A 17,006-nucleotide genomic window follows, 5' to 3' on the forward strand; every position below is an offset into this window, starting at 1 on the left:
CCATAATTACCAGAAGGACAAATTATGAAAATAGATGAAAATGACAAATCCACACTCAGCAATGAAGATTATACCAAAGCAATGAATTTTATTGGCCAAAATTTATTGGCTGCACTGGTTCAATCGCTAGAAAAATTACCGCCTCCTTTACGTGATAGCAATGTGATATCACAGGCATTATCTGCATTTTTAGCAAATATCATCCACAAACAATTTCCTGGAGATAGCACCGCTTGTCAAAAAATGCTTGAAGCATTAAATCAACTCGTTAAATTAAGATTAGAAAGTTTCTCTCAGGTAGAAAAGAAAACCGAAGCACCTGCAGAGTAAATAATCCTTTTGCCAGTTTAAGTCCAGCTCACTTTAGATTACACTCTATTGTTCAAAGGGAATATTTTGGAGTTTGCTATGGATGCTCAAAATAATTACAAAATACTGCGGGTTGTTTTAGTCATCATTGGATTGGCTCTTATTTTCGGTCTGTATCCTTTGACTGTTTTGTGGCCTTCTGGCTGGGCTTGGCATCATACTGGGCAAAATCTTTACCTACAGATGATTTTAGGAATTTATGCCACTTTGGGTGTATTTTTAATCATGGCTGCTAAAAATCCACTGCAACATTTAAGTTTAATTTGGTTCACTGTTTGGTCCAGTATTGTACATGGCGGCATTATGGCAATCCAATCCTTTTATTACCCACAACATGTCGCTCACTTATATGGAGATGTTCCAGCTTTATTTATCATCGCCATAGTCTTAGCCATTTTGACACCGCGTCGAAATATCAGAGATCCAAATGTAAAATAGGGTCATTTCGTCGATTGCTGTTTATCGGGAACATCACATATATCATGGGGCATCCCGATAACCAGAGAATAATACCTATCCAGGAACATATCTTTAAAAATTAGATCCCTACAGCCACTTTTTCTTTTTAAAAAGAAAATACAAAAATAAACCACAAAGAAAAATTAAACCTAATGCAATAAAATAACCATATTTCCAATGTAATTCCGGGATCCATTCAAAATTCATCCCGTAAATACCCGTAATTAAAGTTAACGGCAAAAAAATGGCTGCAAATGCTGCCAGTACAGCCATAGTTTCACTCATTTTTTGCATGAGTTCATTATCAATTTGTCCCAATAAACTATTTAAAAGCTCACGGATTGAATCCACCTCATGAATAATTAAATGACTGTGGTTAGATAAATTCAACAGGGATGAGCGACAGCTTTCTGAGATAACCAAAATATTCCTACTGGTAATGCGCATGAGGATTTCCCGGATTACAATAAGGTGACGTTTAATTTGTAATGTTTGGTGTTTAACCTCGACAACCTCTTTATAAATATTCTCTTTAGTCGTTTGTAATAAACTATCGAATTGCTCCGCAATTTCCTCATAATGAAACAGAATTTTAGCATAGTCATTTATTATGCCTTCTAAAAACAAGAAAAGGATAAAACAAGGGGTTTTCGCATAACGTATGGATTTAGAACAATTGTTGTAAAAATCAGACAAAATAGGTAATTCTTTATATGAGGCTGTGAAGCAAAAATTGGAGGTAAGATGAATCATGAAATTATCCAAATTAATTTCATGATTCTCATCGAGTTCAAGTGATGCCAAGCACTTTATTTGTAGGGTCAGTGCATTATTATTATCGATAAGATTGGATAAAGTATTTTCTTCAAAACAAAACTGAGTGATCTCTTCGGGCAATTTAAGTATTTGGGCTATCCATTGAAATGTTTCGACCTGATTTAAATTACTATGAACCCAATAAATTTTTCCTTTCTCTTGAGAATCAATTCGCAATTTTTCTATGGCAATAGGTTTGACGCTGTGTTGGATTAAATCAAATTCTATGGCCATAGTGTCAAAAGTATTCATGGTACTGACATCCCTGGGGTTTCTTTAATTAGTATGGCCTTTTTTCCATGTTTATCAATTTTAATTTCTTTATAAAATATTCCCAGATGTTTCCTATCAAGATGGAGCTAAATATCAGATAAAACGATTGATGCATCTCAAAAATTAGGGGTGTGCATTCTTAAGCTTTTCCGCAAATTTAATTTTTTGACTAAATACCCCCCTTTATAAATCATTTATAAGCAGCCAATACCTGCAGCAATCTCATCCATTTCATGTCCACTTGAACCTGCTTCAGAGGTAGGAGCGGTTCTAAAAAAAATATGGGGACTATCGAAGGTATTGTGAGTATGTGTTCCCTTTGCTTCCAGGGGGCATTCTAATAAAACATCGAAATCCCAAAAGGGATCAAAAAGCCAATTACATGCTGGAATAAAAGTTCTTAAAGCTTTTGCTTGATGCAATCCAAAAAGATGCTGCATCTCTGGATCTTTATATTGTTGTAATAAATGTTGCGTTCTTCTTCCGACATGTTTTTTCTTGCATATTTGGTTAAGGGTTTGTACTTATCCGACAGGGTTCCTTTTGTATTAAAATACATCTTTAAATCTGATAAATGAACTGGTATTTCCTGGTCAAAATCTTCCATCTTCATATTGGATTGACCCTCACCTGTGACTGCATAAATTTCTTTGGGTTTTATTTCTTTGATAATTTTAATCAATGTTTCGCACCCTGCATTTGATCAGCTTAATAAAATGTTCTATTGTATACTTATTGGCAATATTGTTCAAAGCATTGGCTTATTCTTTAGCAAAAGTAATGCTGAAGCAATCAATAATACCCCGCCCAAGGCAATTAAACCCGAGCTTGACATTATCGATAATAAATTTGAACCAAATCCGGTGACCATCCAGGCAAAAGCCATTACTGCACCAGATATGCCCATCACCCATCCTTGCGATTGAGCATCCACTGCATTGGAAAATAAAGTTAACAAGCAGGCAAAAGCCATAATATCAAAAGTTGCAATGGCTATTGCTAAAGGCCATTGCATTATAGGATTGGAAATGACATAAACCAGCAATTGACCTACACCGGTTAATATCAGCGTCACTAAAGCAATATGGTGCACTTTAAATCGCTTCACACATAAAGGCATGCCAACCAGAATACCGATTGCAAATCCCAATCCTATCATCCCTTGAACAGCCCCCAATTGCCAGTTGGAATACTGATATACATTTTTCATATGGACAATGATGAATTGAAAATAGAGGCTAAACCCCATTTGCATCAATAAAAATACGAGAGCCAAGATACGGACGGATAGATGCTCAAAGGCTTCGATGAAAATTTGAACCGGGCGAAAAATGGATATTGATTTTTGGGATAAAACCAAACTGGTATCTTGATATCCGAATTCTATCCAACCCCATGCAATGAAAGCAAGCAACGCCGCTATTAAAAAAGGAGTCGTCAATGTAAACCAGGGTAGTAGTTGTTGGTCCGACATGACCCCGCCCAAAAGGGGTCCCAAAACTGATCCAAAACTAAAACTCATAGAAATTAGACTCATATTGAGCGCTTTGGTTTCAGGGGTACTTAAATCGGCAATTGAAGCCTGAGCAATGGGTTGACTTCCAGCCATTAAACCAGAAAGAGCCCTACCGAATAGGAGTAAAATCAAACTATTAAAAAAAACACCCATACCCATAAGTAAAAAACTGATGGTAATTCCCAGCATGCACAATAACAATACTTTTTTTCGCCCCCAAACATCGGACAAATCGCCCATAAAGGAGGTGCCAAAAAACATGCATAAGGGATAAAGCATATAACTTAGACCCAAGTAAAAATGTTTTATTCCCACACTTGCATCAGCACTTAAGACAGGACTATGCTCCGCAGTAAAAATTGCCGTCATCACCGGATATACAAGACCAAATCCCAAAGCATCGATGACTACTGCAAAAAAACAAGGAGCTGTTTTTCTAATCATTATGTTGCCTTTAAATGAAAGAATATCATTTCAATATACTGACAAACTAATGGCTTTGTCCATTTTTGGAATGAGGCAAGGCATATTGTAGTAGTGAAGCAAGTGAGTCTAAAAAAGCAGCTTCTTCTGGCAAAAAAATATCCTTTTTTATAGGAGGCTGCGCGCGGTAACAGATGGTAATTTTTACTTTAGAACCATTCTTAAGAGTGAATTCTTTTTCCAATTGGTGTGCGAATTTTTTGGTTAGAGGGAAAGAGTTAAACTCACCCCAAATACTTTCAATTTTTGCTGCAACATAGTCTGGATATTGAAAAGCATTGGGTAATAGTGATGCAGTTTTAGTAAATAGCTCTTCAATGCTGATGCCGCCAATAAGAATTAAATTAGTAATCTGATGCAGACATTGCAGTTCTTTAACGCGTTCACATAAAATGTGCGCCTCTTTTTTTTGTTCTTTTTCAATATTCTTGCGTGAAGTAATATTTCGTACAATTTGTATCCAGGAATTAGGGAATTCGACTGAATTTATAGGAGACAAGGTACATTCTACCCAACTCCCCTTTTTCACCTCTATCTCCTTAATAAATTTTTCTCGAGATGAGGTCAATTGAGAACATACCAAACATTTTTTCGAATCCATTTTTTTATTATGGAAAAGAGCATGGGAAGATAGCCCAACTATTTCGTCAGGATTTAACCTGGAAAATGTGGCTGCAGCCTGGTTTACCTGGCTTATTTTACCATCAGAAGTAATAATAAAAGTGGGATCGGGTATGTTGTCGTAAGTCGTCGCAGCCTGAGTTAGCAGGGCAAAAGGACGACGCAAAGTCTGCTCGACCAGGGCAACATAGATAAACCAGATGGAAAATATTTTTAAAACTTGTCCTGCTAAATTTTCTAGACCAAATATATTTCGATAATCAGAAAGCGCCAAATCGGAGATAATCAGGGTTATCATGCTTAGGCTTATATAAAAAAGTAGCTCCTTTGGCATCAATGCCCTTTCATACCAAAATAAAATTAATCCAACAACCAAGATGAGAATAATGCCCCATTCGCAATAGAGTTTGAACCAGGTAGTTCCATAATTTTCAATATAGGTTGTAGGAAAATGTCCAGAAAATATTGCGATAAAAATACTTAAAGTGACCAAAAAGAAAATCAAATTGACTATCCATATTCTTAAAGTATGTCTTAGAAAATAAAGGGAGCAAATGAAAACAACGGCTTGAAAAAACCTTGCACTTATCCAAAGCTGCGTACTCAAGTTTCCGCCACCATGGGGTAGTAAATTTTTTTTATACGCCAATATATGCGCTATATCGAGAGCGGAACACCAGCCTGCAGCCAGGGAAATAAAAATGACACATTGATTTTTAGTGAAATGCGTCGTTGTCGCTGCCACAATCATAGCCGTCAAACCGATAAATACTGAAATAAACTCTGTTAAAGTATGAAAGATGAGAAGATTTGTTTTAAATTCAACAAAAATACAAATCAAAGAAAAGAATAAAGGAAAACCATAGACTCGCCAAGGAGGTGAATGCATAGGGATATGAGGAGTATCGTTCCCCCTTTCGATACGCATCAGTATACCTCCTATATTCTGATTTTGTTCCAAAATTGTACCTTTAATTATAGATGAATATTGACCTTTCCAATCATCATGCTCTTAAGAAGAGCAAATTAATTTAATTTCATACTCCCTTAATAATTAATAGTTAACATATGACTTTTTATTAGACTAGAGGTTTTTTCATGAAGCAAAGATACGAGCCGGTTTCCATGGGAGGCAAAAAGAAAGAGAGAAGAAAAGTATCCTGGAATGATGGGAAAATTGACGGACCAATTGATCAGGGATATCTTACTGAAGGAACTGCTGCAACGCTTAAAAAAGAAAAAATGAATGACCAAGCCGAAAAATTAATAGAGCAAGGTTATACAGAAATTGAGGCAGCTGTTTTGGCTGGGAAACAAACAGTCAAAACAGAAACTTTATGGAACCATCCCCTTTATCATATGTCTCATGAAGAAATAGAAAAACAAAAGCTCAAGAGAGACCAACTTGCTGTTCCAGCCGCTCCCTCATTGTCTTCAACAGCAGTTCAGTCTCCTATTATTTTGCCCTTTTCACCTTTATTTAAAGAAAAAGAAATGGAAAAAACGAGTAGTTCACCCTATTTGTTTCTTGCTAAAGAAAAAGAAGTCGAAAGCCCTATTTCCTTGAATACTGGCTCTGTAGAAATAGATGGAGAAAATTCAATAGCTTATCCGCCTGTGAAACAAGAAAAAGGTACAAATCCTTACACCTTTTTCAGTGCTGCCAATATTGGAATGAGTATTGCTGCCTTGGCAGTTGCTGCAACTATTGGCATTGTGGCTTCAAGAAAATAAGTTTGTAACGCTTCTTCTCTACTGTTAACCCTATTGATTCAGATTATTCCCGCTCAGGCGGGAATCTACTGCCCAAACAAAGTGCCGAAGCATAAGTTTCACTAGCACCGATGTTTTCACGGAAAATTGAGGTTTAAGATTGAAAGATTAGCCATTAAAATAACCATTTTTTAAATCCATTTCAAAATCCTCTGGCCAATTACTCCGATATAAGCCATAACGCTTTTCTATGGAATTCCTTACAATCGTTATCCACACTTGCGCGCTTACAATTTGGTTCGGATCATAACTGGTACCATTCTTTACATCTATTTTAAAGTCATGAGCTGAGAATCCATTTCGATGCAATATGTTTTGTATGTCTTTTTTTATAACATCCTCTCCATTACGCATGAGTTATTCCTTAATACGCATACTTCTTCTGATTATAGACTTTTTGATCCAATACTTGCTCACGCATTACTTCTCATCAAATTTTGTTATCCAAAATTTTTGCGTCGCATCAGAGTCCTTAGGTACAGGAGTGACCACGATTATTTGGACTAAGGAAGGATTAAATGGACCCGCCGCGGTTGCCCATTGATAGGTTATTTTAAATTTCCAGGAATTCTTGTCTTGAGCGGTTTTTGTAATTTTATATGAGGTAATCCAAGGGCTTGAGGTTCCAGAAACCCAGTAAGGCCAATTGTCTTTAAATTTATTTTTTAATTGATTGGAAAATAACATAAATTGTACGGCACCATTCCGCTCTTTATTTGCCTTTGCGAACAGGGTTGCCACATCTTCTATTTTTTGAGGGGCTAAAGCCCTTTCTAACATCGAAATTCTTGCAGCATCGGATTCAGATTGCGATATATTTTCTCCCATACTATGAGCCATCAGGGTAACAAAAAACAAACAGATACTGAGCTTGAATGATATTTTTGAGTGATTCATGTCGTCTTTAGTGGAATGAGCCAATTTAATTTTATAAGCCAATTCGACGATAAAGTCATTATCTCGATTTATTTTTTCATGATTCTGAAAAAAAGAAAGCACAAAAAAGATACTTTAACTACATCCCTTTTAATTCATAGAACTTCTTGATTCGAAGAGCTACACTTTAATTGTAGCGGTATCAAAAGGTACGATTTAAAATGGACATTTCCAAATATATTAGTAAGGTCCTTGGGATTTACTTGATCATTGTCAGCTTAGCGATGTTTGCCAACATAGAACAATTTACACTCTATGTTCAAGCACTACTCAAAAATGCCCCCCTGATGCTCATCTTGGGTTTTTTGACACTCATTTTAGGGTTACTTTTAGTTGTGGCCCATAACATCTGGAAATGGGATTGGCGGCTTGTTATTACTATCATTGGCTGGGTTATATTATTAAAAGGAGCCAGTATTATTTTTTATCCACATTATGTAGATAAGGCAACGCTTGTTTTTTTACAAAATACGAACATCGCCTACAGCTCAGCAGGATTTGAGCTCATATTAGGAATCATACTTACTTACTTGGGTTTTAAACGGTGACTGACTCTTTATTTAGCATTTTTAATTCTGTCCAAAACATCCCTTATAATTGGCTCTAGTCAATGGTTAGCGTATTAAGGTAAAGTATCAAGTTCAATTTATTTTTTATACTTAAGGGAATGGTAATGAAAATATTAGCAAAATCACTCTTTTGTACTTTTCTTTTGGCCAACACTGCTTTTGCTCAGGATATTTCACAATTTAATACACAAATTCAAAATCAATTAAAACAAATACAATCGCAACAACAGCAGCAAATACAGCAACTCAATACCCAAATCCAGTCACAGATTCAAAAAGTACAGGCTGATTTACAACAACAAATTCAAACGGTAAATAGTCAATTGCAAAATCAAATAAAAGCAGCTCAAAGCCAATTACAAACCCAAATCCAAACAGTCAACGCCCAGGTACAGCAAATAGGAATCAAACAAGGGATGAAATCAGTGCCTGCACCATCTGCACCACCAGCTCCTGGCAAATCAAAATAATTAGGTCTTAAATTCCCGTGGTATGCGGGAATCCCTTTATAAACAGATAATTAGAAAAGTTATATTCTTAGATACCGTATATTCACACTCCAAACCGAGTTTACTCTTGAGTTAAAAAATAATCTAAAACGCTCATCCAAGGGTAGTTCAGGCAAAAAAGGCATTAAGGGTATATAATTTATATGAAACTGGCTTAGAACAATAAATTTATTGGTTGAAAATATGGATTCATTTGCTAGTAGAGGGGAATAGTGAGGGACCATGGCGAGACGTCAAATTGATTATCAAACAGTGGCAAAGGCCGCGGAACACGTTAAAAAACAAGGCCGAGAACCATCACTGACTAATGTATGTGAAGAGTTAGGCATCCTTACGCCCACATCCAACTTATCCACGCTCCTCGAAAAATGGTATGCCACTCAACCTGAGTTTCAGCGCTCTATTAAAGCACCTCTTTCAGAAAATATTAATATAAAAACTCATGATATCCTGGAAAAAAATTTAGAATTGGAGAAATCGCTTTCTTTGTTGCGCGCCACCCTAGAATCAACTGCCGATGGCATCATGATGGTCAATGGAAAAGGACAAGTCGTTGACTGGAATCAAAAATTTGTAGAAATGTGGCGTATTCCTTCCCATATGCTTGAATCAGGTACTGAAAGTATTGGTTTTGAATATATCTTACAGCAATTAAGTAATCCAGAAGCTGTAGTTGCCGATGTGAAATACCTCTATGAAAATCCAGAATGGCAAGGAGAGTTACCTGTTCTGCATTTTAAAGATGGACGAATTTTCGAGCGGTTTACCCAGCCACAGCGGATAGGTTCAGAAATTGTCGGCAGGGTTTACAGTTTTAGGGATATCACCCAAAAGTTACTGGAAGAAGATGAACTTCGCATTAGGGAGCGGGCAATTGAAGCAAGCACTCATGGAGTTGCGATCATTGATATTTCTAAACCAGATATGCCTATTATTTATGTGAATAAAGCCTTTGAACGCATTACTGGGTATAGTGAGCGCCAAATATTAGGTCAAAATCTTTCTATATTACATGGTAGTAAAGTAGAACATGTGAATCAGAAACGAATTAATTTAGCCATTAAAGAGTTACGAGAAGAAACCGTAGAATTGGAAAGCTATCGACGCAGTGGGGAAGTTTTTTGGGCCGAAGTAGGCGTTGCACCGGTCAGGGATTCCTTTGACAATGTCAAACATTACGTATGCATTGTGAATGATATTACCCAACGCAGGGATATGGAGGAGCAGTTAATTCAGCAAGCAACCCATGATTACCTCACTGAATTACCCAATCGTGTTTTATTAACTGACCGTGTTGATCAAGCTATTTTACAAGCAAAAAAGAAAGGCAATATGCTCGCTTTTCTTTTCCTGGATTTGGACCACTTTAAAATGACTAACGATACATTAGGCCATAGTATCGGGGATCGTTTATTGCAAGCTGTTTCCAACCGTTTACTCATCGCAACCAATGATTTTGATACGGTATGTCGTTTAGGCGGAGACGAGTTTGTGGTTTTATTACAAGACATCCATTCCGAGACCCAAGCTCAACAAAAAGCGGAAGAAATTCTCCACTCGATAGCTCAGCCGTTCCAAGTGGACCAATATAATTTAAAAATTACCGGAAGTATTGGCATCAGCTATTATCCAAAAGACGGCGATGATTATGAATCGTTAATGAAAAGTGCTGATTTGTCGATGTATCATGCCAAAGACAGTGGTCGAAACACATATCGCTCCTATGATAAAGAAATGAATATGCGCATTGTTAACCGCATGCAACTAGATAATGCGTTACGTGATTCGCTAAAAAGAAATGAATTTCATCTGGTGTATCAACCCTTTATTCATCTGGATACGAATAAAATAATTGGTGTGGAAGCATTATTGAGATGGCATAGCCATATATTAGGGAATGTACCGCCCTTTGAATTTATCGGTATGGCAGAAGAGAATGGGATGATAATCGATATCGGCCTGTGGGTTTTGCGTGAAGCTTGCAACCAATTGGTGCGTTGGCACCAACAAGGCTATAACCAGCTATCTGTCGCGGTAAATATTTCAGGGCGACAATTCCGCCAAACTCATTTATCCGAAGTCATTGAAAAAATTCTTATCGAAACAGGTCTACCCGCCAAATTCCTGGAGTTAGAGCTCACAGAAAGCTTGCTTGTAGACAATGTAAAACACGCGGTAGAAACCATGTATGAGTTAAAAGATATGGGAGTCAAATTGGTTATTGATGATTTTGGTACAGGATACTCCAGTTTGTCTTATCTCAAACAATTTCCTGTTGATAAGTTAAAAATTGACCGATCATTTATTAGTGAGTCTATCAATAGGGAGAATGATGCGGCAATTACGAAAGCGATCATTAATTTAGGCCATAGCTTGAACCTGGAAGTTCTGGCAGAAGGTGTAGAAACTGAGCTACAGCGTGATTTTATTATTAATAATGGCTGTGATTATGCACAAGGCTATTATTTTTCAGTTCCTCAAAAAGCAGAAGAATTACAAAATTTTATTGTTCAACATATATAAAGCCCTATAGATAAGGACAAATAGTCTTCATGAGGATCTGCGTGGGCGAACAATAAATTTAAAAAAAACAGCCTGACCTTTCTGTATGTCGCGAATAAGTTACGGCACATGGACAGGATACAACGAATGTAGAAGGGGAACACAGCACATCCTATTATTTTTTTATATTTATTTTTAGCTTTTCAAAAGTGGGTATGAATTTTGCTGTGAAAAATTACACATGAAATGAAGACTGAGCAGTTATGTTGCAATAATTTTTATTAATTAAAGAAGCAGTCGTAGTAGTTGTTGCCTGAAATAAATGGAGACTCGATGTTCATTGAGTTTTTACTTCTCAAGAATAATCGGATACCCATCATTGAAGGTTGCAATGGTTCTAAGGAGACTGGGATGAAAAAGGTAACCATTATTGGTTCAGGTTTGGCAGGAACATTACTCGCCCTTTATTTGGCTAAAAGAGGCTATAAACTTGAATTATTTGATGCAAGGCCTGATCTCAGGTTGTTGCCTGCAGATGGTGGTCGTTCCATTAACTTGGCCTTATCCTGTCGGGGAATTACAGGCATGGAGGGTGTAGGGATCATGCCTCTAGTTAAAAAACTAATGGTGCCTATGCGGGCTCGAGCGATACATGAAATTCAGGGTCAAATTAAATATCAGTCTTTTGGTAGACATCATAATGAGTACATCAACGCAATACAGCGTAATGAACTCAATAAACTCTTACTTGCTGAGTCAGAAAAATGCCCAAAGGTGACGCTAAATTTCAACACCAAACTGATTGGCTTAAATGTTGATGAAAAAATGATGCAGCTTGAACTACCTGATGGAAAAGTTTTAAGCCGGCCTTATGAGCTTTTAATTGGGGCAGATGGAGCGGGTTCCTCTGTTCGTGAGCTATTAAAAGCCAAAAATTTGCTGCAAGCAACCCGTAATTTCTTATCTTATGGATACAAAGAATTATCTATTGGCGCACCCGGCCAAAATCATCTCGTTCATGAACATCTACATCTGTGGCCTAGAGAAGCTTTTTTATTACTGGGCAACCCCAACTTAAATAAATCCATTACAGGATCTTTGTTCTTACCCAATGAAGGGAAAAATAGTTTTGCTGAATTGGATAGTGAATTTAAAATTAACGACTTTTTTAAAAAATCATTTCCTGATGCTTATGCACAAATGCCTCATTTAATCCAGGAATTTACCCAACATCCTACAGGAAATATGAGTACCATTAAATGTGATCCTTGGTATTATCAGGATCAATGTTTATTAATCGGGGATGCAGCACATGGTATTGTTCCCTTTTTTGGGCAAGGAATGAATTGTGCCTTTGAAGATTGCCGTATATTGAATAATCTCCTGAACCAACATCATGATGACTGGAAAAAAGTATTGCCGGATTTTTATAAGTCGAGAAAGGAAAATACGGATGCTGTCGCTAGAATGTCCATGGATAATTTTCATGAAATTCAAATTGATATTAGAGACAAGCGTTTTAATTTAAGAAAGAGATTAGAGCATGAACTGATGGTTCGTTATCCACAGGAGTACGTTTCAAAACATGTGTTGGTGATGTTTACCAATACACCCTATGCAGAAGCACAGGCCCAAGGTGACTTACAAAAAAAATTTTTAGATAAAATTTCGGACAAGGTGGAGTGCGTTGAAGAAATAGATTGGAATGAAGTAGAGAAAGAATTGAAGCAATATGACAAAAAATTGGCTAATTTGCATTAGTTTTTAAAATGATATAAAAAATTCAAGGGGTTATTTTGTCAAAATTTTGACAAATAGATGAACTTTTGCTCATTTTTTTTGACGGTTGGTGTCTTTCGCAACTGAATAAAGGGGTAAAATAGGCTTTTATTCCATTTTTTAGCCTGAAACATAACAAAAAAGTTGGTACGCCTCATGCATTGTTAAAAGTGTCCAACAAATTTCTCATGGAGATGGCTATGAAAATGATACAAGATTATATTGATTCAAAACAACAAGAATTTATGAATCATCCTTTTTTTGATTTACTGGAACAATTGAAAAGTTTAAAAGAATTGAGCTACTTTGTACCTGAACTCACTTTCTGGGCTATGACATTCCAAGACATCTTAAGGATCAACGAAGAGCGGGTTACCGACCCCTACCTGAAAAAAGTTGCACGTCACCACAGACTTGAAGATGCAGGTCATGAAAAATGGTTTTTACATGATAAAAAGTATATGGGTGCAATCAATATTGATTCAGCAAGTGATACAAATGATGTAAGCTGGCTCTATAGTAAAGAAACTCAGTTAACTCGAGATGCTGCTTACGCCATTTTAGCTGAAGTGTATAAAGCAGATAATGAAATTTTAAACATTGTTCTTCTTTTAACTATCGAATCATCTGGACATGTATTCTTTGAAAAAGTGTCCAAACAAGTGAAAAAAACAGGGGAGGATAAAAACCTGAAATATTTCTCCTCATCACATTTAGAAGTGGAAATGGCACATGCCTTGTTTGAAGAAGAAATGGAACGTGGTTTATTTTCAAGACAAGTACCAATACACCTTCGACGTGAAGCGCTAAAAATGGTCGATCGATGCTATGATGCATTTAACAAGATGTTCGACGGACTAATTGTTGCTTGTAATCGAAGACTGGAGTTGGCAAAACAAAGGAAACAACAAGATGCTGCGAACAAGGAACCAGTGGAACTCATTTCACACAAAGCAGTGTAAACAAAAGTTTGGACAGGAAATGCTCATGGATGAGCATTTCCTTATTTTTTTTCGTGAAGATTTTGGCAAACTGATACATTCTGAACCGGTCGCCATTTTTGAACCTGCATCTCTAGAATCAATCCAATCATTTTTACAATACGCACACAAAAACGATTTACCGATCACCATTCGCGGCAATGGTATGAGTCAAAGCGGCCAATCACTTGCAGTCCCTGGCGGTGTAGTAATTCATACGAAGAATTTTAACAAGGTTTTTGAAGCCGATTCAGATTCAATTTGGATTGAAGCCAATGCAACGTGGGCTTCTTTATTGGATAGCTCCCTAAAGCAATCGATGATCCCTTATGTAATACCATTAAATTGTAATTTATCTGTGGGCGGTGTGCTTTCAGCAGGCGGTATGGGAGCCTCATCCTTTAAATTTGGCAGCGTGGTATCCCATGTTAAAGCATTAGAAGTAGTTCAAGCCAATGGCGAAGTAGTCCAAATTGAGAAAGGATCTTCTTTAATGGACGCCTGTTTAGGTGGCCAGGGGCGTTTTGGACTCATTACTAAAGCGTGTATCGCTTTAAGGTCCTGCGGCAAGCAAGTAAAAACCTTCTTTTTAGTTTACTTGGATAAGAACCAATGGTTACATGATTTGCATTTATGCCAAACAAAAGCGGATTACATCGAATCATTTTGTACACCCGCAATACAGGGTGCAAAGTTGTCAGAAAAAGGAAGGTTTCCTTTTGCCCAATGGTTTTATTCCATTCACGTCGCAGTAGAATATGATGATGAAACCATCAATTTCAGTGATTTAGGATTAAAACCCTGGCGCTTGCTTCATACTCAAGAGGAATCAATTCACTCTTTTTTACATCGTCATGATTCACGGTTTAACGCAATGAAAATCACCGGCCAGTGGGAATTACAACACCCCTGGTATGAATGTTTTATACCCGCTACTTTCCTCAATAATCTTGAAGAAATATTGGCTGCTTTACCTTTACACTACGCCACTGTAGTACACGTAGTTCCAATTGCCTCTCAAACTTCAGCTGGTTTTTTACAACTTCCCAAAGGTAAAGATATTTTTGCATTCATGATCCTTAATCCAGGGTTACCTCAAGCCTTAATTCCAAGTTGTTTGGAAGCGATCAAATACCTTGATTCCCTTTTTTTGCCTCAGGGTGGAAAGCGATATCTTTCAGGGTATCTGGAAGCTTTTTCGGATAATAAATATTGGAGAGATCATTTCGGAGCACAATATCCTCATTGGCTTAAATTAAAAGAACGTTACGATCCAAAAAATATTTTTTGCTCCACCTTATATCCTAATTAAAGTCATATAAGCAAGCACCACAGGAGCACGTTTGAAGGTTGCATCATCAAACATTTTCATATATTATGCGCGCCGCTTAAACATTACGACTCAACTAATCTCAAATATCTGCATTCGTTAATCATAAACAAAAATTACGTATAGGACCCTGTTCATGCTTTTGTCTCTTGCCCGGCCTATTGAGCTCATTATTCCAGAACTTAAAAAATTAAAAGCGGGTGGGATGAAACATCTTACTGTGAATAGGCCGGATAGTATTGGACAGAAAAAGAGAGATCTCAAAGTATTATTCAGTGAACTGAAATATCTCGGAGTCACCCACCTCAATTTATGTAGTAATGAGCTTTGGCAAGTATCCAATTTAGAGTTTATTGACTTCCTGGCTGCATTAAGAAACTCGGGGGTTACCCATTTGAATTTGGGGATGAATAGGCTTGGAGGTATGAAAAGAGGGACAGAACTTGCAACTTTATTTAAGACAATCAAAGAATCTGGAATAAAATGTCTTAACTTAAACAGGAACGAACTGGGCGAGAGAACAGGAGCCGAGTTAGTTATTCTATTCCATGCCCTAAAATCTTTAGGAATCACCGATCTTAATTTGTATGGAAATTACCTTGGTCTAAAGTCGGGGGCAGAGCTCATCAATATATTAAAGACACTTATTCATTCTGGAATTACTCATCTTAATTTGGGCTACAACCGTCTCGGAGAAAAGACTGGAGCTACACTCATTTCTATACTGATTCTTTTAAAACATGCTGGAATAACCCATCTTCATTTAGAACAAAATTCCTTGGGGGAAAAGAAGGAAGACGAACTGGTCTCTATCTTCAGTTATTTTAAAGATTCAGGAATAAAGGATTTGGATTTAAGTGAAAATAACTTTGGGAAAAGACGCAGATCAGAACTGATCAGTATTCTGTCGACGTTTAAAAGTTCAGGAATTACTCATCTTAATTTAAGGCAAAATAATCTTGGAAAACGAATTGATCTTCTATCCACGCTAAGTACTTTAACAGGATCTGGAATCACTCATGTGGATTTGAGTGCCAATGAATTTGGTACCTTTGAATTAGAAAGGCCAACAGTAACACCCGATATACTCAAAAATTCCGGAGTTACCCATCTAAATATGTCAAAAAATGGACTTTGGCAAATGGACAATGTAGAAGTAGTGGACTTTTTTAGTGCTTTAATCAACTCTGGAATTACCCATCTGAATTTGAGCGACAATGAACTAGGAAAAAGAGGATTAGAACTAGGCCCATTATTATCACTTCTGCAAAATTCAGGGATCACCCTCCTTAATTTAAGGAACAATCTTCTTGGACACATGTCAGAAGAAGACTTGGTACTCGTTGTAAAAAGTCTGAAGAATTCAGGAATAACCCATCTGAATCTATCGGGAAATAATTTGGGGCTGCATTCTGCGCTGAAAAATATATTAGAAATGCTAGGCGATTCTGGAATTACCCATCTTGATTTAAGTGACAATGTGCTGAGTCTTAAAAGTGACGCAGAGATCATATCCATTTTAAGCGTTATAAAACATTCTGGAATCACAAATCTTGATTTGGGTAACAATGGACTTGCGCTAAAAACAGGAATAGAACTGAAAAACATTTTTGGCGCACTCAGTGAATCTGGAGTCACCCACCTTAATTTGAATGGGAATAATTTTGAGAGAAAGCCAGAAACAGAATTGGTTGCCATTTTTAATGCCATACCTCCCAATATTTCAACAGTGGGCTTCACACTAAGAGACTTACAAAAAATGAGTCCGGAACAAAGACAAGCCATTCAACACCGATTTCCGAATGCAGAGCAAATCATCATCATCGATGATGAAGATAATAACCGCATATTAGATACCGATAAAATCAAAGCAGATGCTCATGTCTATAGACGTCTTGGATTTAAGTTAACAGCTCCATCTTTATTAAATTCAGCTTCCTTTTTTATTGCTCAAAACAGGGATCTGTTTGCCGCTGAAATTGAATCTCAGCTTCCCCAAGATCTTAAAGAATATCTCAGTCAATTTTAACGGCTCAATGCAAAACCAAAGCTACCTGAATCCCTTGAGGAATTCAGGTAAACCAACAGGGG

16 protein-coding genes are annotated in these 17,006 nt (G+C 37.0%); 10 read left to right on the forward strand and 6 right to left on the reverse strand.

Annotated features, from left to right (window positions below; genetic code table 11):
• The first annotated feature begins 24 nt into the window (after positions 1-24).
• Together BU07_RS0101330 and BU07_RS0101335 are read left to right on the forward strand one after the other, a co-directional pair.
• Positions 25-330, forward strand: a complete 306-nt coding sequence (locus BU07_RS0101330) for a hypothetical protein (RefSeq protein WP_031562896.1) — start codon at positions 25-27, stop codon at positions 328-330.
• Between the two features lie 78 nt (positions 331-408).
• A complete protein-coding gene (locus BU07_RS0101335; protein WP_031562898.1) occupies positions 409-807 on the forward strand; it encodes a DUF6632 domain-containing protein in 399 nt (132 codons plus the stop codon).
• 108 nt (positions 808-915) lie between these two features.
• Here the strand turns inward: BU07_RS0101335 and BU07_RS0101340 are convergent, their stop codons facing one another.
• From BU07_RS0101340 to BU07_RS0101360, 4 genes are all read right to left on the reverse strand, one after another.
• Entirely contained in the window at positions 916-1,896 is a 981-nt protein-coding gene (locus BU07_RS0101340) for a magnesium transporter CorA family protein (RefSeq protein WP_031562901.1), read from the reverse strand.
• Between the two features lie 215 nt (positions 1,897-2,111).
• Positions 2,112-2,357 carry a hypothetical protein gene (locus tag BU07_RS0101345; protein ID WP_031562903.1) on the reverse strand — a complete coding sequence of 82 codons (246 nt, stop codon included), beginning with the start codon at positions 2,355-2,357 and terminating at the stop codon, positions 2,112-2,114.
• Between the two features lie 308 nt (positions 2,358-2,665).
• A complete protein-coding gene (locus tag BU07_RS0101355; protein WP_031562907.1) occupies positions 2,666-3,877 on the reverse strand; it encodes an MFS transporter in 1,212 nt (403 codons plus the stop codon).
• 46 nt (positions 3,878-3,923) lie between these two features.
• On the reverse strand, positions 3,924-5,465 hold the full coding sequence (locus BU07_RS0101360) for an MASE3 domain-containing protein (RefSeq protein ID WP_031562909.1): 1,542 nt from the start codon (positions 5,463-5,465) through the stop codon (positions 3,924-3,926).
• Positions 5,466-5,635: 170 nt separating this feature from the next.
• Here BU07_RS0101360 and BU07_RS16930 point away from each other — a divergent pair, with 170 nt between their 5' ends.
• Positions 5,636-6,271, forward strand: a complete 636-nt coding sequence (locus tag BU07_RS16930) for a hypothetical protein (RefSeq protein ID WP_051635440.1) — start codon at positions 5,636-5,638, stop codon at positions 6,269-6,271.
• Between the two features lie 147 nt (positions 6,272-6,418).
• On the opposite strand, the gene BU07_RS0101370 is transcribed toward BU07_RS16930, so the two are convergent.
• Together BU07_RS0101370 and BU07_RS0101375 are read right to left on the reverse strand one after the other, a co-directional pair.
• Positions 6,419-6,664 carry a hypothetical protein gene (locus BU07_RS0101370; protein WP_031562913.1) on the reverse strand — a complete coding sequence of 82 codons (246 nt, stop codon included), beginning with the start codon at positions 6,662-6,664 and terminating at the stop codon, positions 6,419-6,421.
• Positions 6,665-6,730: 66 nt separating this feature from the next.
• On the reverse strand, positions 6,731-7,309 hold the full coding sequence (locus BU07_RS0101375) for a hypothetical protein (protein ID WP_242601860.1): 579 nt from the start codon (positions 7,307-7,309) through the stop codon (positions 6,731-6,733).
• 98 nt (positions 7,310-7,407) lie between these two features.
• Between BU07_RS0101375 and BU07_RS0101380 the strand changes: the two genes are divergently transcribed.
• The 7 genes from BU07_RS0101380 (at position 7,408) to BU07_RS16935 (ending at position 16,944) form a co-directional block, all read left to right on the forward strand.
• Entirely contained in the window at positions 7,408-7,794 is a 387-nt protein-coding gene (locus BU07_RS0101380) for a hypothetical protein (RefSeq protein ID WP_031562918.1), read from the forward strand.
• A 125-nt stretch (positions 7,795-7,919) separates the two neighbouring features.
• Positions 7,920-8,285, forward strand: coding sequence for a hypothetical protein (locus BU07_RS0101385; protein ID WP_031562920.1), 366 nt, complete (start codon positions 7,920-7,922; stop codon positions 8,283-8,285).
• 261 nt (positions 8,286-8,546) lie between these two features.
• Positions 8,547-10,847: a putative bifunctional diguanylate cyclase/phosphodiesterase gene (locus tag BU07_RS0101390; protein WP_031562922.1), complete on the forward strand. Its 2,301-nt coding sequence runs from the start codon at positions 8,547-8,549 to the stop codon at positions 10,845-10,847.
• 390 nt (positions 10,848-11,237) lie between these two features.
• Entirely contained in the window at positions 11,238-12,587 is a 1,350-nt protein-coding gene (locus BU07_RS0101395; RefSeq protein WP_031562925.1) for an FAD-dependent oxidoreductase, read from the forward strand.
• Between the two features lie 218 nt (positions 12,588-12,805).
• On the forward strand, positions 12,806-13,567 hold the full coding sequence (locus BU07_RS0101400; RefSeq protein ID WP_031562927.1) for a hypothetical protein: 762 nt from the start codon (positions 12,806-12,808) through the stop codon (positions 13,565-13,567).
• Positions 13,518-14,897 (forward strand): FAD-binding protein, encoded by a 1,380-nt coding sequence (locus BU07_RS0101405; RefSeq protein ID WP_031562930.1) that lies wholly within the window; start codon positions 13,518-13,520, stop codon positions 14,895-14,897. The genes BU07_RS0101400 and BU07_RS0101405 overlap by 50 nt, the downstream gene beginning before the upstream one ends.
• Positions 14,898-15,051: 154 nt before the next feature.
• Positions 15,052-16,944 (forward strand): leucine-rich repeat domain-containing protein, encoded by a 1,893-nt coding sequence (locus BU07_RS16935; RefSeq protein ID WP_051635441.1) that lies wholly within the window; start codon positions 15,052-15,054, stop codon positions 16,942-16,944.
• Positions 16,945-17,006 lie beyond the last annotated feature (62 nt).

The organism is Legionella wadsworthii DSM 21896 = ATCC 33877 (assembly GCF_000701265.1).
GTDB lineage: Bacteria > Pseudomonadota > Gammaproteobacteria > Legionellales > Legionellaceae > Legionella > Legionella wadsworthii.

Excerpts from the sequence above, each read along its gene's own strand:
- BU07_RS0101340 (WP_031562901.1), bottom strand. The coding sequence starts at position 1,896 with ATGAATACTTTTGACACTATGGCCATAGAATTTGATTTAATCCAACAC.
- BU07_RS0101345 (WP_031562903.1), bottom strand. The coding sequence starts at position 2,357 with ATGCAGCATCTTTTTGGATTGCATCAAGCAAAAGCTTTAAGAACTTTT.
- BU07_RS16930 (WP_051635440.1), top strand. The coding sequence starts at position 5,636 with ATGAAGCAAAGATACGAGCCGGTTTCCATGGGAGGCAAAAAGAAAGAG.
- BU07_RS0101360 (WP_031562909.1), bottom strand. The coding sequence starts at position 5,465 with ATGCGTATCGAAAGGGGGAACGATACTCCTCATATCCCTATGCATTCA.
- BU07_RS16935 (WP_051635441.1), top strand. The coding sequence starts at position 15,052 with ATGCTTTTGTCTCTTGCCCGGCCTATTGAGCTCATTATTCCAGAACTT.
- BU07_RS0101385 (WP_031562920.1), top strand. The coding sequence starts at position 7,920 with ATGAAAATATTAGCAAAATCACTCTTTTGTACTTTTCTTTTGGCCAAC.
- BU07_RS0101370 (WP_031562913.1), bottom strand. The coding sequence starts at position 6,664 with ATGCGTAATGGAGAGGATGTTATAAAAAAAGACATACAAAACATATTG.
- BU07_RS0101335 (WP_031562898.1), top strand. The coding sequence starts at position 409 with ATGGATGCTCAAAATAATTACAAAATACTGCGGGTTGTTTTAGTCATC.
- BU07_RS0101330 (WP_031562896.1), top strand. The coding sequence starts at position 25 with ATGAAAATAGATGAAAATGACAAATCCACACTCAGCAATGAAGATTAT.
- BU07_RS0101380 (WP_031562918.1), top strand. The coding sequence starts at position 7,408 with ATGGACATTTCCAAATATATTAGTAAGGTCCTTGGGATTTACTTGATC.
- BU07_RS0101390 (WP_031562922.1), top strand. The coding sequence starts at position 8,547 with ATGGCGAGACGTCAAATTGATTATCAAACAGTGGCAAAGGCCGCGGAA.
- BU07_RS0101400 (WP_031562927.1), top strand. The coding sequence starts at position 12,806 with ATGAAAATGATACAAGATTATATTGATTCAAAACAACAAGAATTTATG.
- BU07_RS0101355 (WP_031562907.1), bottom strand. The coding sequence starts at position 3,877 with ATGATTAGAAAAACAGCTCCTTGTTTTTTTGCAGTAGTCATCGATGCT.
- BU07_RS0101405 (WP_031562930.1), top strand. The coding sequence starts at position 13,518 with ATGCTGCGAACAAGGAACCAGTGGAACTCATTTCACACAAAGCAGTGT.
- BU07_RS0101395 (WP_031562925.1), top strand. The coding sequence starts at position 11,238 with ATGAAAAAGGTAACCATTATTGGTTCAGGTTTGGCAGGAACATTACTC.